Genomic DNA, 15157 nt, shown 5'->3' on the forward strand with positions numbered 1-15157 from the left:
AGATCGCGTGCATGGCGAAGGCCAAGGACATCGACGCCATCGTCGACGCGACCCATTCGTGGGGACAACTCGATTTTAAGGTGGCGAGCTCAAGGCCGACTTCGTCGGCTTCAACCTGCATAAACGGATCGGCGCGTCGCTCGGGTGGGATTCTTCGACATCCGGAGGACCGCCTCGCCGAAGACGAAGAGTTTCTGGAGCAAGCCCGGGTGAATCTGGGAACGACTCGACTTTTGCCTCCAGACCCAGTTGAAGCACCTTCAACGGTAGCTCCGCCTTCCAGCAGGGCTCGAGAAGGAATATCATCTCGCCCGTGGGCTCGCGCATGTGGTCCACGGGAAACATGCTGGTGTTCGCAAGCACCTTGCTGACGGTTGGGGCGCTTGCCGACGAATTCGGCCGCAAGCGCAGTGTTGGCGGCGGCATCACACTTTTCGTCGTAGCGCCCGCGCTGCGCTGGCTACCCCGACGAGGAATACGAGCATTGGAAATGCGAGCGCTATTCAGAAGAGAAATCCGAGGAGAGACGAGGCCCACGAGCAGCGGCGCAGATACCACCACGGGCTTGGCTCGTTCGCTGGGATTCGTCGATTGCGCCTGCACCCGCTCGCCTCAATCTCCCGGATGATCTGCTCCTGCTCCACCGGCAGACGTGCCAGAATATCCGTCTGAAGGAGGGCCGCCGGCAGGGGTGCGCGGGGAGCTGCGCCGGCGGCGCGCTGCGTCGGCAGCCGCGGCCGCTTCGCGTGCTTGCCTGCACGACTTCGCGCTCGGTGCCTGCATCGATGGCCCGTTCGGCAAGCGGTTCACGCTGCAATGTCGGAGTGAGTGCTGCAACCGCCTCTTGGCGACGCTCGCCGCCAACGGGTACGATCGGGTGGAGCGCGCAGCGTCGCTGCTTCCCGTCCCTCCCGCAACCGTTTCGCGTCCGTGCGCTCGATGAGCCGCTCGCGTGCTTCTCGGCACACAGGAAGGCGTTTTCTCACGAGCCATAAGTCTTTGGGCGGAAGGTGCCGATGCGAGCTTACGCTTCACTACGCGTGGGGCAGAGGGGGCAGACGGCTCGGGCTGTTGCTGCCGCACCAGGTCATTCGTCGCTTTCCCTGAACGCCTACCTCGCGGCCTGCCATCCCCCAGCCGATCGAGAAGCCAGCGCCGAACCTTTCGTGGATACGAGGTCTCCGTCTGCGCACATCGTGGCGGCACCATGCGGCACATCTACGTTGTCCGGCGAGCCTGCCCGGTGGACATTCGTTGTGATACGTCACGATCAGCGCGCGCACCATCCATGCATTCTGTGATCATCCGGCTCGTCCCCGCAAATTGTTCGGCTGCACACTCAGCGCAGCAATTCGCTCGCTGAATCGCACCCTTTGCTCGATCAATGGGGCCGTTCACATCCGAATGTCTCGCCGATGCGCGGCGACCACAGGCAACGCCTTCTCCGGAACCGCACGGGCTGCACCACCCTCAAAGCACCCACAACTCCTTTGTTCAATCCGGCTTCTATGAGATCGTACGAAGACGGAGCGCGCGGCTCGCCCCGCGACCGCATAAAACGCTCAAGATTTCCCATTAGATGCCTTCAACGAATATCGGCAGGAACTACTGGATCCTTGGGATTCTGTTTTGATCTATCGGCATACAGAAGCGTTGGGGTCGAAAGGTGCCAAGCACCTCACATGATCCTTCCCTTGCAATTTCTTTGGTGAGCAGTAGCGCGACATATGGGGCGAGCGTGACGCCTGCGTGCGTCACCGCAATAAATATCTGTGCATGACCAGGTAGTCGCCCGACGATGGGGTAGCCATCTTTCGGAACGGGACGGGTCCCTCTCCGCACGGCGATGGACTCCCCAAGGGAGGAGCCTTTGAGCTCGCCCCTTACTAACGAGACATTCTCTCTGGCAGCCGTGAGCTCTACACCAGAGTCGCGGACGCCTGTGGGATCGCCGGCACTGCCGACGATGATAGAGGAAGGCCCGTTTGCCCGGAAATGAATATGATTAGCAAAGACAACGTGCTCGATCGGAGGGCCGAAATGCTGTATCTGCGCAAGTACCTCGGGCGACTCATGAACCAATGGCGTACATGCTAGATCTTCAAGCAAGGCGTTGATTCCGGTGCCGCTGGCGAGCACGACTGCATCGACAAGATAGCAAGTACGATTAGTCCAGACCACGGCGCCTTGGTTGAGAGGCTCCATCTTTGTACATTTTTCAGAGACGCAATGGGTTAGCCCGGTAGCGACGGCAGCGTCGATCATGCGCTTCGTAAAATAAACAGCATCGAGCCATCCCTCCTGAGGAACCCGCACAATAACTTCGGGAGACCCGACGATGCTAAGACTGGGCTCAAGGTTCAATGCCTCGTTTCGTGAAAGGTACTCAACGGTCCTTCCTAGCCCCTCGGCCATACTGGCTGCCTGAAGCAACTTCTTATTTTGCGTGGAGTCGGTTGACCAACGCAATGTTCCGGTTGCTCTGATGGCGTCTACCAGACCAATCGGGCGTGCAAGTTCCATGTGGTAGTCAAGGGCTTCGGACCTGAACTGCATGTAGTCCGACGCCGCCGCAGCAAAGAAGTTTAGGCACGCGAAACTTGATCCGGTCGCTCCGGAGCCGGGCACGGCGCCATCAAACAACAGTACCGTCATTTCGTTCGCGGCGAAATGAAGCGCGAGCGACGCGCCCATAATCCCAGCTCCAACAACAGCGACCAACATCGATTCCTCCTTCAGGCAGCCGGGCGCTTGTTGGAGGAGAAGCTATCGGCAAAGAGGGGCTCCGCCACGGCGTGATCGCTCGCTCTATTGTGTCTCGAGGCATTGGATGGTCAATGCACAATCGGATCGCTTCCGGAGCTTCCTCCGTTGAAACAGATAAATTGCCACTCTCGCAAATTATGACGCCTGCCGAGGCAGCGGCTGCCACGTAAGCGCTCTTGTGGTCCAGCATGTTGGTTGGGCAGCCAGATGTGGATGCTTTGAGATGCAACTGAGAGCTAGTCCTCTCAAGGGTCTGGGCCCCCATTCCCCCCGAATGGTGGTCTCTCGCGAATAGTTTCTAGGATTCTTGCCGAATCATCATCGATCCAATGTTCCGTGGTAGCTGCTATTCTTCCCCGCCCGCGGTCGGCCGCAGAATTCAGCGATCGACGACGGGATGGCAGTCGGCAAGAAGCGAGCTCTTCTTCAAAAAACGCTATCAACGAGCGCGACGCCGGCAGCGTTGCGCTGACGAGCTTGCGTGCCAAGATGCGCGCGTTATTGAAGTTCGTGGAGTTGCTATCGCCGTCACCGAGCACGGCCAGTTCGGTCGAATCTACGATGTTCTCCCCGCAGAGGCCTTTCAAACCTGCGCGCTTGGCGGTCGCACTGGAGTGCACATCCTGCGCTTCCATGAACGCGGAGAGATCATGGCCGAAGCAGGCCGGGACGCGCAGCATTTCTGCTGGCGACAAGTCAACGCATCGATCGGGGGCGTTGACGAGAACAGATTGTGGTTGATGTTCCATGCCGAACACCTGCAGGTGACGTTGGCTCGAAGTAATCAACTAGTCCGTGACATGAGTCTCTGATCCAGATCAACTACTAACGTCGGTAGTGGATGCAAACTGTTATGCTCGGTACAGCGTTGCAAAATTGAGCACCAATGTCCGATACGGAAGTGCTAAGGGGCAATGAGCGAGTTTCATCGTCTCATCACCCTTTTGTCGTAACGCCAACATGATCGTCAATTTTGTATATAGGCTCCCGGTTGATTTCATCCTTTTTCAGTCACGTGGTTCTCTTATGGCACGCTCAATCGAGGATAACATCACCATTCGCACCGCTGCTCACAGAAGCGAGTCGACGAGTGTTCGGTTGCACCAAGTTTCGGAGATTCATCCGCGCGGCGCTACGGGCGTGCGCCCCTTCGACCGCGAATCACAAGGGAAACGGAATCAGTGTGCGGAACGTTTTCAACGACGTCCGACCTGGCAGCGCTGCGGGGTGGCGTGGCGTTCAGCGCCTTGGCGGCGGCGGCCTTGATGCCCTCGGGGCGTCCGAGATTCACTAGCTAGACGCCGCGGAGACCCCGCCTGGCGAGCCTACGCAGAAACGCCATCCCCGGACGGGCCGACATGCATGCCGGGAACTTCGCGTCGGCCATCACTATACGCCAATCGCGACGATCCCTGCGACCGAGACAATACGCCCCTGCCGGGCACCTTCACGTGGGTGGCCTCGATCCACAGAGAGGGCCAGTCGCCCTCGACCGGACCGGCGAGGAACGCCCAGTCAACTATCAAGCCCGCTAGTTGATCGAGATATCAGAAAAGGGTCAGTGTTTGCCGAATGTAGGTTGGGCTGCTCAGTCGGGCTGCTCAACCGTCGCTCCCGGGGTATTCGGCATGAAACATCAACCACAATCTGTCCTCGCCAACGGTCTTGATCGACGCACCGCATCCTCTCCCGCAGAAATGCTGCGGGCACAGGTTTGCTCCGATCTTGAACTCTCCGTCCTCATGGAAGCGCATAACGGCCTCTCCGCTGCCATCGCCGAGCGCGCAGGGTTCAAAGGTCTGTGGGCGTCGGGTCTTTCAATTGCCTGCTCTCTCGGCTATCGTGATGTCAACGAAGCGTCATGGAGCCAACTTGTCGATGCAGTCGAGCGGATCGTGGACTCGACCAAACTGCCTGTTCTGGTTGATGGGGATGGCGGCTTCGGGAATTTCAACAATGCACGCCTCCTCGCCCGCAAGCTCCGTCAGCGAGGCGCTGCGGGCGTTGCGCTGGAGGATAGCTGCTTTCCAAAGATGAACTCGCTTATTGGCGATCGTCATCCGCTCGCCGATATCGACGAATTCTCCGGGCGCCTGCGGGCGGTCAAGGATACAGTCGCAGAAGACCTGGTCCTCGTGGCCCGGATCGAGGCGTTGATCGCGGGGCATTGCATGGACGAGGCAATTTTACGCGCTCACGCCTACGCGGACGCGGGTGCGGATGCGATCCTCATTCACTCGCGAAAGAGCACCGCGGACGAGGTTCTTTCCTTCACGCGCACCTGGCAAAACCGATTGCCCGTCGTGATTGTGCCAACGACATACTATCGAACACCGGTCTCTGCGTATCGTAGTGCCCGCATCTCAACAGTGATCTGGGCCAACCACTCAGTGCGAGCTGCAATAGCGGCAATGCGGCAGATCTGCCGTCGCATCATTGCTGAAGAAGGCGTTGCCGGCATTGAGCCTAATATTGCGACGCTCGACGAGGTCTTCGAACTGTTGAGGTATGACGAACTTGCCCGCGCGGAAGCGCGCTATCTGTCGTGAACACAACATTGCGTACGAAAGCGCACCATAACTTGGCGCCGATTGCCTGAATGGCAACTTGCAGAAACGACCTACCGAGCGGCGATTTCGACGCCGGCTCAATTGTCGCCCGGCTCTCGTTACACGTATCAGGACGCGCATCCATCGAAAACTCTGACACAGGTGTTGTGCCGACGGTCTAACTCGGGCGGGCAGTGGACCATTGCCTGTTCGCTGGAGCCAAATCTCTGCGCAGTGGATGCCACGGCATCGCACTCAACTCGGCTAATGCCTCACGTCTCCCTCCGCGCCGTGAGTGGCTTCGTAATATTTCTCATGATCGCAAGGCGGGAGTTGGCGAGCAGCTAGTTGGAGTGCATTCCGCGGAATTAGTGTAGGATGAACGAGAATAACTTAGATTTGTCGGTAACGCGAATTGGCTTGTCGAGAATGAGCCGAGTTCGCCAATGCGTTCGCGGATAAGGTTGACAGCGTTCATTGAGTGAACCGCCTCGTCCGCTATCGCCTCGCGCAATCAAGGAACGTGTTGTTCCCCACGGCGTCGTAAAATGCCTTTCTGCAGCATGGGCGCGGCAAGTGCAAACCTCGTCAAATGCGATCATAACCATCGGGGAGAATTCGTCTTTCAGATGTTCACCCGATGGGACCAAATTATGTGATCGAATGTCCAATCTCTCTCGAAATTCCGTTTCGGATCGTTAGCGACAGCTCAATGGCGTCATCCGTAGCGATTAGTCCTACTGCGTCATAATTGTCACCGACTTCGACGTGACATTGGCCCGATGCAACAAGGTCATTGAAAAAGTGTGGTACGAGAGCTGCGTTCAATCTTCTCCGAACCTTAGCGATCGAATTTGGGACGTGTCGCTCAGTCCGCAATGGCGGATCCCTCGGTCGATAAGCTTCGGGAACTGCAGCTTCCTTGAACAGCTTGGTGGAAGCTGTTTCTGAGAGAGGAATCGTTTCTCGCTCGGACACCAGAAATCCGTACGCGGCAATGCACGGTGTTACCTGACGGTGGGAGCCACGCCAGCTTCGCCACTCTAGGTGGCCAACGCCAACTTCTTGTTTGAGTTCGTGGCAGTCGCGCCCAATGCGCCAGCGCAGCTTAAGATCGACGAACTATCGGAAGCTAATGTTCGCCGGAAGCGCTGACAACCAATATTTGGTGGGCGCCTCCTTTCCTGCCGGCGACTCGATCCGCAGCCATTCCTCCAGCCGGCTTTCGACGCGCGAGTAATCTCGATGTGCTGGACGGACGCCCACACCGGCAAAGCGCGACGACAACCGCTCTGCCGTATCCTCACGACACGTGATCTTGTGCCAAGCATGTGATGGTAGGCCAATCGCACGCTTGTTGGCCGAAATCGGTCGGTGCCTAACCCTTCGGTGAGGCTTTCAATTACCCACTTTTAGTCGAACGGGCTGAGGGAGCGCACAAACCATTGCTCGCAGGAATCGAACGTGATTCTTTGTCTGGCAGCGGTTCGCAGGGGCCGGTGCAAATGGACGAAGAAGCCGACGCATGGTTTGCTCGCGAGCTCTCTGGTTGCAGCCTTGCCGACGAGCGCCTGAACAAGAGGCTCGCAAACTGCTAGCGCAGATCGGCAGCGTCAAGGGCGAAAGTGTTCCGCTGGTGCGCCAGGACTGGGCCAACACCAAGCCTGCGTATCGTTTTTTCTCCAACTCACCGGGTCAGTGAGGCGGACATTCTGGCCACTGCACGATCGACATGTTGCCTCAGGCAGTTTTAAGCGTGTCGCCGCCGATCTCGCGGTTGCAAGGGCAGAGCTCGTCAGTCTGTATCGCATCCAGAACGCGCAACGTGTCAGTCGGGCTGCGGCCTACATTGAGGTTGGTCGCATAGACATGCTGGACCGTGTTCTCAGGATCGATGATGAAGGTATAGCGATGTGCGATGCCATCACGCGAGCGCACTCCAAGGCCATCGACCAGTGCGCCCTTGGTGTCGGCAAACTGCCAGATGGATAGACGGTGCAGGTCCTTGTGGTCACGCCGCCAGGCGAGCTTGCAAAACTCGTTATCGGTCGACCCGCCAAGCACGATTGCGTCGCGATCGGCGAAATCCTTCGACAGGCGGGCAAATTCGGCGATTTCGGTCGGGCAGACGAATGTGAAATCCTTCGGGTAAAAGAAGATGACTTTCCATTTGCCGGGGAAACTTCTCTCAGTCAGCGTCTCGAAAGCGCTTTGCCCGTCCTCCTCCTGCAGGTGAAAGCCGGGCTTCACGCCTATGATGTCGAACGGCGGCAACTTACTTCCAATTCCAAGCATATTGTCCTCACAACATCGGGGTCACACGGAACAGCATTCCGCGACTGAGCAAGCAATATGCCACCCGATCTGGCGGCAAGTGCCCGCCATGCCCGTCGTGGAACGTTCGCCTTTGATGGTGGCGATGTCCTCGAGCCCGATCTGCAACATGTCGTCTCCTCAATCGTCTCGGGCTTAAGGCGCGGGATTTCCCGTTTGTGCTCCTTGGCCGGCGCTCGTAGTGGAATCCGAGCGCCGAGTCTTTGTCGGGTTTCGGTCAGAGCCCTTGCGGCTGTCCGGTCCGCCACAGCCCGCCGGCGTCCGAGGCCACGCGGTTAGTTGAGCGTGATCAAAGGCTTAACGCAGGCGCGAAGGAAATGGCACGCCAGTTGCTAACTGGATGGAGCAACAACGAGCGAGGGCTGAGGGCACGCCGACGCTGATGGCGAGCGATGGCCTCCTTCCCGAAACTCGTGTGTCCATGGTTTCTACGAGAGAAACAGGCTCGCGCATTCGGCGCGAAAAATTGGCAATCGGTTGATGGAGAGCAACATGTCTTCGCTGAGACAAATCGCGTTTTATGGCAAGGGTGGCATCGGCAAATCGACGACGTCGCAAAATACGCTGGCGGCCCTTGCTGAGCTGGGCCAAAGGATTCTGATCGTCGGCTGCGATCCCAAAGCGGACTCGACTCGCCTCATCCTGCACGCCAAAGCGCAAGACACCATTCTGAGCCTGGCGGCGAATGCCGGCAGCGTCGAGGACCTCGAAATCGAGGACGTCATCAAGCTCGGCTACAGGGACATTCGATGCGTCGAGTCCGGTGGTCCGGAGCCGGGGGTCGGCTGCGCCGGACGGGGCGTGATCACGTCCATCAACTTTCTGGAAGAGAATGGCGCTTATGAGGACATCGACTACGTCTCTTACGACGTGCTCGGCGACGTCGTCTGCGGCGGCTTCGCGATGCCTATCCGTGAGAATAAGGCACAGGAAATCTACATCGTGATGTCCGGCGAGATGATGGCGATGTATGCTGCCAACAACATCTCCAAGGGTATTCTGAAGTATGCGAATTCCGGCGGCGTGCGTCTCGGCGGCCTGATCTGCAACGAGCGGCAGACCGACAAGGAGCTGGAGCTTGCCGATGCTCTTGCCAAGAAGCTCGGCAGCCGGCTGATCTACTTCGTGCCGCGCGACAATGTCGTGCAGCACGCGGAGCTGCGCCGAATGACGGTGCTGGAATACGCGCCGGACTCCAAGCAGGCGGATCACTATCGCAATCTCGCGACCAAGATCCACAATAATGCCGGACAAGGCGCTATCCCGACGCCAATCAGCATGGACGAGCTTGAAGATATGCTCATGGAGCACGGCATCATCAAGCCCGTCGACGAGAGCCAGGTCGGCAAGACCGCTGCCGAGCTTGCCGCTATTTCGGCATAGTTCATGTTGTCGGCCTTCTCGATCCGGGAAGGCCGACCTCGTCCACTCAGAAGCTGTGCGAAAGTTATGATCGGCACACAAGGAAAAACGACCGACACGATCTCATCTCGCGTGTCGGTAGCTCACGTCGCCAAGCAGCGAGACGCGAGTGAGCTCTACAAGCTTCTGACCGGGCGCCATCCCGCAGAAGTCGACATCAGCGACAATGACGACTTCGATCGCCATGTGCTGGCTTGCATTCTGGCCACATCAGCCATGGATGGCGGCCAACTTCCCGAACGGGCTGGCTTGACCAACCAGGAGCTCACTGGGCTCTTGGTGCAACACTTCCCATCCACCCCGGTCAGGAGCTGTACCTGGCGCGAACAGTCCGCCTTACCGGCGCCTGACGAGACAGTTATGGTACGCGACCTCCTGCTTGCGCAACGTTCCACTCATGGCGAGGTTGGCGGCTGGCTGGCGACGATGATCGCGCGGCGCGCCATGGAGCCTAATCACTTGTGGGAAGATCTCGGCCTGCGGAAGCGGGATGAATTGTCCCGTGTCCTCATGCGCCATTTCGGGCCGCTGGCGGCTCGCAACACGAAGAACATGCGCTGGAAGCGCTTCTTCTATCGCATGCTATGCGAAGATGACGGCCTGGTGATGTGTACCACGCCGGTCTGCACGGAATGCAATGATTTTGATCTTTGCTTCGGCGAAGAGAGCGGGGAGAGCCGGATGGCCGGACGTCGGCGGGATCATCTGCGCCGCCTTGATGACACCGTCCAAGCCGTCCCAAGCTTGAAAGGCTGAGTTCATTATTGATACCCCTCTTTGGCGCCATTGCGGGTATATCCTACGAGCTTTCGGCCACCTGTCGCATGGGGGTGAAAACAGACCGGGGCAAACGATTGCGCGTACCCGACCCACGGGCCGAGGCGGCGTCTGATGATCGCGGGTTGATATCTGGCGGAGCCGACAACGCGCCGCTGAAGGAAGTTGCCGTCGCACTCAGACAGCTCTGTTGCGTTGATACCGGCGTGCTGCTATCCGAACTGGAAAAAAGTCGCGGTCGTCGTTGCAGCCGCTGCGTCCCGTACCGTCCCGCTCAACAAGGCGATTGTCGACGAGCATGTCTTTACCAATGAATCCGGCATCCACGTCCACGGGCTGTTAAAGGACCTGGCGCAGCTACGAAGGGCTAGACCCGGGGCTGCTCGAGCGCTCCCCCCGGATTGTGATCGGCAAGCATTCAGGGTTCGCCGCGATTACCTTGCTGCTATCGTGCAACTTTCTTTCGGCGCCGAGCAAAGCGAAACCATCCCCGCGCCCGTCCGCAAGCATGCCATCGAGCACCAAGGTCTGGTTGCGCAGGAAACGGGGGTGGCGATTTGACGCGACATTCACGAGAGCTCGCTCGTCAACAGCGAATCAGCCACGCGCGTCGCGCGATCGGTTGAAACATTCCAGCCTGGTCGTTTCTGGGCGCGGATCGAGATGGAGGTTGAGAATGACGACGGATGGGATCCTCGCGCGATTGAACAAGGCCTCGGCGGCAGAGGATTTTTTTGCACTGCTCGGCGTCGAGTACGATGCGAAAATCGTCGATGTGGCGCGGCTTCACATCCTGCGTCGCATGGGCCAATATCTCACAGGCGAGGAGTTGACCGGTGCATCTGATCCTGAGATCACCGCGCGTTGCAAGGCCACGCTTGAGCGCGCCTATGCCGACTTCGTCACGTCCTCCCCGATCGAACAGCGCGTATTCAAGGTGCTGAAGGATGCGACCGCACCACAAGCGAACATGCATCCCGCATTGGTCCAGCTCGATTTGTTGGAGTGAATTGAGCTTATATGTCGTGCTCTGGACCGTGAAGGTCCCGAGAGCCTGACAGCAAGCCATGGCTTCGAATTCAAGCGGAAAGCTGCAGTTGCGGCCTCGCGGATCCGCAGTTCATCACCACGGCTCCTTAGGGGCCAATCACGACTCGCCGCCGATATTTCCATCCTTTCGAGCTGGTACGCAGGTGTACCTATCTCCTGCAATCATGCGCCGGCAGCGGGACCGCACATGTTGCGCGGAAAACTCAGCAAGGTTCAGATGAGTGTCTTCTGTCGCATTCCGGACACGGGTCAGTACGGTCTCGAATGTTTCGACCTCGTGAGAGGCCGCCAATCCGACTTACTTCTTCAGTAAGATTTTGAAATAGCGGCCAATTTTCATCGCCTGCGCAATTGGTACGACAATTGCTGACATATGCTCAGCTAGTTTGGAGCAGCGCATGCACGTCTTGGTTCGCATCGATTTTATTTTTGACGCCGCGCAGGTTCGCGCGCGCTGCCTGCCGGCACCATAATGCGTCGCGGCGCCAAAGCGATGGTCGCATACCTGGCTGAGCTGAAAGGTGCGTTTGATTCGTGCGCCCCCGTTGGCCGATCCCTGCCCGAGGTTTCGCGGGGAGAGCCGTTGCTCAACAGCGCCGGCCGTGCGGCGCTGTTGACCGGGCGCCTTGAGCGCCGCCCCTCCTGTCCTCGCCAGGAGTTGCGGGCCTGTCGCTATGATCGGCAAGAAACAAGCGCACTCGGAGCAATGAGATCGCGCTTCCACCGGCAACGACGCGGCCGACAATCGTACCAGCCGAGCCCCTCGCAGGTCCTTGATCTGTTGCACCTCGGTTGCATCTCTAGGATGAGGAGGACCAATCGATCGGCACGCCTGACCGGCCCGGTCGGTGCCTTAGCAGTGCCGGGAACCAAACCGTCGTCCCAGAATGCCGCATCCGGAACGAACCGGAAGCGCGTGCTTCCGGGCTCGTCGTCAAGATCCAGCAACGGCTGTATCGGCCCCACGCTGCTGCCAGGCCGTGCTGACGCGATGCCGGCCGGCATCCGGCCCGACGCTTAACTGAAGAAATCTTCAAGCGCAAATTCCAAACCTGGAGGCGGAGCATGCGCCGCTGGCGAGCCGCTACTGAAAGCGAATGGGAGTACAGATGATGAGCACCGCACCGAAAAGTGCAGCTCCGGCCGCGGGTGGTGGTCGCGCGGCGACCAAGAGGGAACTGCCCGAGCGATTTAAGCCGTATAAGCACGTCTGGGTTTTCATCGAGCAGGAACGCGGCGTTGTGCACCCCGTCTCATGGGAGCTGATGGGGGCCGGCCGCCGGCTCGCCGACAAGCTCAATGTTGACCTCGCCGCGGTTGTCATCGGCCCGGTCGGGGAGACAACGCAGCAGGCGGTCGCCGAATCCTTCTGCTACGGCGCCGACCTCGCCTATATCGTCGCGGACAATCTCTTGGCCGATTATCGCAACCAGTCCTATACGAAAGCTCTGTCAGAGCTGGTCAACACTTATAAGCCGGAAATCCTACTCCTAGGGGCAACAACACTCGGCCGCGATCTCGCCGGCTCAGTGGCCACCACATTGCTCACCGGCCTAACTGCGGACTGCACCGAGCTCGATGTCGATGCCGACGGCTCGCTTGCGGCGACCCGGCCGACGTTTGGCGGCTCACTGTTGTGCACGATCTACACACTCAACTATCGTCCACAGATGGCAACCGTCCGTCCGCGCGTGATGCCGATGCCCGAGCGCGTGACAGGCGCCGTCTCGCGCGTCATCTCGCATCCGCTCGGGCTTGTAGAAGAAGATATCGTCACAAAGGTCCTGTCCTTCCTGCCAGACCGCGATTCTGCAAAGTCCAACCTTGCCTATGCCGACGTGGTCGTCGCTGGAGGGCTCGGTCTGGGATCGCCTGAAAATTTCCAACTTGTACACCAGCTCGCGGACGTGCTTGGCGCCGAATATGGCTGCTCGCGGCCGCTGGTCCAGAAGGGCTGGGCCACCTCGGACCGACAAATCGGCCAGACCGGGAAAACCATCCGGCCAAAGCTCTATATCGCGGCCGGCATTTCCGGCGCTATCCAGCATCGCGTCGGCGTGGAGGGCGGCGACCTCATCGTTGCCATCAACACTGACAAGAACGCTCCGATCTTCGACTTTGCCCATATCGGCATCGTCACCGACGCCATTCGACTGTTGCCGGCATTGACCTCTGCATTCCGCGCGCAGCTATCGCCGCACTCGCACGACCGCATCGCTGGCTAGGGGAGCTTGTTATGATTCAGGAAAGATTCGACGCCATCGTCGTCGGTGCTGGCATGGGCGGGAACGCGGCGGCGCTTACAATGGCCGAGCGGGGTCTGAAAGTGCTGCAGCTGGAACGCGGCGAGTATTCCGGGTCGAAGAACGTGCAAGGGGCCATCCTTTATGCCGATATGCTGGAGAAGCTGATCCCGAATTTCCGAGAAGATGCGCCGCTTGAGCGGCATCTGGTCGAGCAACGCTTCTGGATCGTGGACGAGCGTTCGCACACCGGGATTCACTATCGATCCGATGATTTCAACGAGGAGAAGCCGAACCGCTACACCATCATCCGTGCCCAGTTCGATAAATGGTTCTCCCAGAAGGTCCGCGAGGCCGGCGCTACGCTGCTGTGCGAGACCACGGTGACCGAGCTCCTCCGGGATTCCCATGGCAGGGTCGTCGGGGTGCGCACAGACCGCGATGGGGGTGAAATCCATGCAGATGTTGTCGTGTTGGCCGAGGGGGTGAACGGAGTGCTCGGGACGGGTGCGGGCTTAAGAGGGCGGCCGAAACCGGACAAGGTCGCACTCGCGGTTAAGGAGATGCATTTTTTGTCGCGCGAGACAATCGACGCTCGCTTCAATCTCAAAGGCGACGAGGGGCTCGTCATCGAAGCGGCCGGAACCATCTCCCGCGGCATGACCGGCATGGGCTTCATCTATTCCAATAAGGAATGCATCTCGCTCGGTATTGGCTGTCTTGTTGCCGACTTCCAGCGTACCGGCGAGACGCCTTACGGCCTGCTTGAGGGTTTCAAGCGTCACCCGTCCGTCGCGCCGCTCATCGAGGGTTCGGAGGTCAAGGAATATTCCGCGCACTTGATCCCCGAAGGTGGGTACAGGGCAATTCCGCAGCTTTGCGGGGAGGGCTGGGTGGTCGTCGGAGACGCCGCCCAGCTTAACAACGCCATCCATCGCGAGGGGTCCAATTTGGCGATGACGTCGGGCCGTATCGCGGCGGAAGCGATCTGCCTTATCAGATCGCGAAAAGATCCGATGACGGCCAAAAATCTTTCGCTTTACAAGAAAATGCTTACTGATTCTTTCGTGATCAAGGACCTGAAGAAGTACAAGGATATGCCGGCACTCATGCATACCCACTCGCAGAACTTCTTTCTCACATATCCGCAGCTCTTCTCCAAGGCGATGCAGGATTACGTGCGCGTCGACGGCACACCAAAGCTCGAGAAAGAGAAGCTGATGCTGAGCTCGTTCATCAAGGCGCGGTCTTGGAGTGGGCTGTTTAGCGATGCCCTGCGCATTGCCCGGGCCTGGCGGTGATCCAAACCTAAGACAACGACGAACGACGGAGCCAGAAACAATGCCGAGCGAGCCATCCCAACGTGTCGAGGATAAACTATTCTACAACCGTTATCTTGTCGATTCCGGCCGTGCCCATATCAAGGTGCGTCCGCACACCACGCCATCCTCGCGGCTCTTATCGATGTTGAAGGCCTGCCCTGCACGGTGCTACGAGCTCAGCGATAAAGGTCATGTTGAGGTGACAGTCGACGGGTGTATCGAGTGCGGCACCTGCAGGGTGATCTGCGAAGAAAGTGGTGATATCGAGTGGAGTTACCCACGCGGCGGTTACGGTGTCCTATTCAAGTTCGGTTAACACTTCGGGTGAGGGCCCTGCCACGGCGGCTGCGTCGTTCTCGCGATCCAACGAGATCACGCGTGAATCGGGGTTAACCCGGGCACGTTCAACCAGTGTCCCAATCTTTCCATCTACCCGGCGGTTCTGGCCAGTTTCGTCCTCCCTGGAAGGTGGCGGTGATCCGCCCGCCGCCACCACCTCGCTGCCTATCACCTACTGACGGAATGTTGGAAGCAGGCCTTCGCTCGGCCGTAGCCTCCGACCCGACAACATGCCATTCCGCGCCTTGTAGACTAGAAAAGCACGAGGGCATCACGAAAATAGCGCGTTCTGAGTCTTCGCGCGACCGCCGGTTCCGCGTTCGTCAGCCGGACTGGGCGCATGCACCACACAACT

At 58.9% G+C, this 15157-nt stretch carries 13 protein-coding genes and 2 pseudogenes; 9 read left to right on the forward strand and 6 right to left on the reverse strand.

The window, feature by feature from the left end:
• Positions 1–1605: 1605 nt before the first annotated feature.
• From AC0L3K_RS21005 to AC0L3K_RS21015, 3 genes and pseudogenes are all read right to left on the reverse strand, one after another.
• The gene (locus AC0L3K_RS21005) at positions 1606–2724 is read right to left on the reverse strand and encodes an NAD(P)/FAD-dependent oxidoreductase (protein WP_473366829.1); all 1119 of its coding nucleotides are present in this window, start codon (positions 2722–2724) and stop codon (positions 1606–1608) included.
• 287 nt (positions 2725–3011) lie between these two features.
• Entirely contained in the window at positions 3012–3515 is a 504-nt protein-coding gene (locus tag AC0L3K_RS21010; protein ID WP_473366830.1) for a hypothetical protein, read from the reverse strand.
• Between the two features lie 482 nt (positions 3516–3997).
• Positions 3998–4277, reverse strand: a pseudogene (locus tag AC0L3K_RS21015) (transposase); the annotation flags it as partial.
• A 186-nt stretch (positions 4278–4463) separates the two neighbouring features.
• Here AC0L3K_RS21015 and aepX point away from each other — a divergent pair.
• Positions 4464–5315: a phosphoenolpyruvate mutase gene (gene aepX / locus AC0L3K_RS21020; RefSeq protein WP_473358004.1), complete on the forward strand. Its 852-nt coding sequence runs from the start codon at positions 4464–4466 to the stop codon at positions 5313–5315.
• A gap of 1525 nt (positions 5316–6840) precedes the next feature.
• Entirely contained in the window at positions 6841–7017 is a 177-nt protein-coding gene (locus tag AC0L3K_RS21025; protein WP_473358000.1) for a transposase DNA-binding-containing protein, read from the forward strand.
• A gap of 38 nt (positions 7018–7055) precedes the next feature.
• Here the strand turns inward: AC0L3K_RS21025 and AC0L3K_RS21030 are convergent, their stop codons facing one another.
• Both AC0L3K_RS21030 and AC0L3K_RS21035 read right to left on the reverse strand, forming a co-directional pair.
• Positions 7056–7610, reverse strand: coding sequence for a peroxiredoxin (locus AC0L3K_RS21030; protein WP_219682354.1), 555 nt, complete (start codon positions 7608–7610; stop codon positions 7056–7058).
• A gap of 21 nt (positions 7611–7631) precedes the next feature.
• A complete protein-coding gene (locus tag AC0L3K_RS21035; protein WP_473366831.1) occupies positions 7632–7760 on the reverse strand; it encodes a hypothetical protein in 129 nt (42 codons plus the stop codon).
• Positions 7761–8141: 381 nt separating this feature from the next.
• On the opposite strand from AC0L3K_RS21035, the gene nifH reads away from it, so the two are divergent.
• The 4 genes and pseudogenes from nifH (at position 8142) to nifW (ending at position 10857) form a co-directional block, all read left to right on the forward strand.
• On the forward strand, positions 8142–9032 hold the full coding sequence (gene nifH, locus AC0L3K_RS21040) for a nitrogenase iron protein (protein ID WP_007600043.1): 891 nt from the start codon (positions 8142–8144) through the stop codon (positions 9030–9032).
• A gap of 66 nt (positions 9033–9098) precedes the next feature.
• Complete coding sequence (locus AC0L3K_RS21045) at positions 9099–9827, forward strand: nitrogen fixation protein NifQ (protein WP_473357999.1); 729 nt, start codon at positions 9099–9101, stop codon at positions 9825–9827.
• 161 nt (positions 9828–9988) lie between these two features.
• Positions 9989–10409 (forward strand): annotated as a pseudogene (locus AC0L3K_RS21050) (homocitrate synthase/isopropylmalate synthase family protein); the annotation flags it as partial.
• 115 nt (positions 10410–10524) lie between these two features.
• Positions 10525–10857, forward strand: a complete 333-nt coding sequence (gene nifW, locus AC0L3K_RS21055; RefSeq protein ID WP_473366832.1) for a nitrogenase stabilizing/protective protein NifW — start codon at positions 10525–10527, stop codon at positions 10855–10857.
• Positions 10858–11196: 339 nt separating this feature from the next.
• Here the strand turns inward: nifW and AC0L3K_RS21060 are convergent, their stop codons facing one another.
• Entirely contained in the window at positions 11197–11685 is a 489-nt protein-coding gene (locus AC0L3K_RS21060) for a hypothetical protein (protein WP_473357998.1), read from the reverse strand.
• Between the two features lie 322 nt (positions 11686–12007).
• Between AC0L3K_RS21060 and AC0L3K_RS21065 the strand changes: the two genes are divergently transcribed.
• Genes AC0L3K_RS21065 through AC0L3K_RS21075 form a run of 3 tightly spaced genes read left to right on the forward strand, consistent with a single transcriptional unit; the run spans position 12008 to position 14779 of the window.
• Positions 12008–13123 (forward strand): electron transfer flavoprotein subunit alpha/FixB family protein, encoded by a 1116-nt coding sequence (locus AC0L3K_RS21065; protein ID WP_433994762.1) that lies wholly within the window; start codon positions 12008–12010, stop codon positions 13121–13123.
• A gap of 11 nt (positions 13124–13134) precedes the next feature.
• Entirely contained in the window at positions 13135–14442 is a 1308-nt protein-coding gene (locus AC0L3K_RS21070; protein WP_473297104.1) for an FAD-binding protein, read from the forward strand.
• 40 nt (positions 14443–14482) lie between these two features.
• Entirely contained in the window at positions 14483–14779 is a 297-nt protein-coding gene (locus AC0L3K_RS21075) for a ferredoxin family protein (RefSeq protein ID WP_007600062.1), read from the forward strand.
• Positions 14780–15157: the final 378 nt, after the last annotated feature.

It is taken from the genome of Bradyrhizobium sp. MI1.10 (assembly GCF_055811035.1).

Bases quoted from the DNA above. Each gene is read 5' to 3' on its own strand.
- AC0L3K_RS21075 (WP_007600062.1), top strand. From the start codon at position 14,483: ATGCCGAGCGAGCCATCCCAACGTGTCGAGGATAAACTATTCTACAAC.
- AC0L3K_RS21070 (WP_473297104.1), top strand. From the start codon at position 13,135: ATGATTCAGGAAAGATTCGACGCCATCGTCGTCGGTGCTGGCATGGGC.
- AC0L3K_RS21035 (WP_473366831.1), bottom strand. From the start codon at position 7,760: ATGTTGCAGATCGGGCTCGAGGACATCGCCACCATCAAAGGCGAACGT.
- AC0L3K_RS21045 (WP_473357999.1), top strand. From the start codon at position 9,099: ATGATCGGCACACAAGGAAAAACGACCGACACGATCTCATCTCGCGTG.
- AC0L3K_RS21005 (WP_473366829.1), bottom strand. From the start codon at position 2,724: ATGTTGGTCGCTGTTGTTGGAGCTGGGATTATGGGCGCGTCGCTCGCG.
- AC0L3K_RS21010 (WP_473366830.1), bottom strand. From the start codon at position 3,515: ATGGAACATCAACCACAATCTGTTCTCGTCAACGCCCCCGATCGATGC.
- AC0L3K_RS21025 (WP_473358000.1), top strand. From the start codon at position 6,841: ATGGTTTGCTCGCGAGCTCTCTGGTTGCAGCCTTGCCGACGAGCGCCT.
- AC0L3K_RS21065 (WP_433994762.1), top strand. From the start codon at position 12,008: ATGATGAGCACCGCACCGAAAAGTGCAGCTCCGGCCGCGGGTGGTGGT.
- aepX (WP_473358004.1), top strand. From the start codon at position 4,464: ATGCTGCGGGCACAGGTTTGCTCCGATCTTGAACTCTCCGTCCTCATG.
- nifW (WP_473366832.1), top strand. From the start codon at position 10,525: ATGACGACGGATGGGATCCTCGCGCGATTGAACAAGGCCTCGGCGGCA.
- nifH (WP_007600043.1), top strand. From the start codon at position 8,142: ATGTCTTCGCTGAGACAAATCGCGTTTTATGGCAAGGGTGGCATCGGC.
- AC0L3K_RS21030 (WP_219682354.1), bottom strand. From the start codon at position 7,610: ATGCTTGGAATTGGAAGTAAGTTGCCGCCGTTCGACATCATAGGCGTG.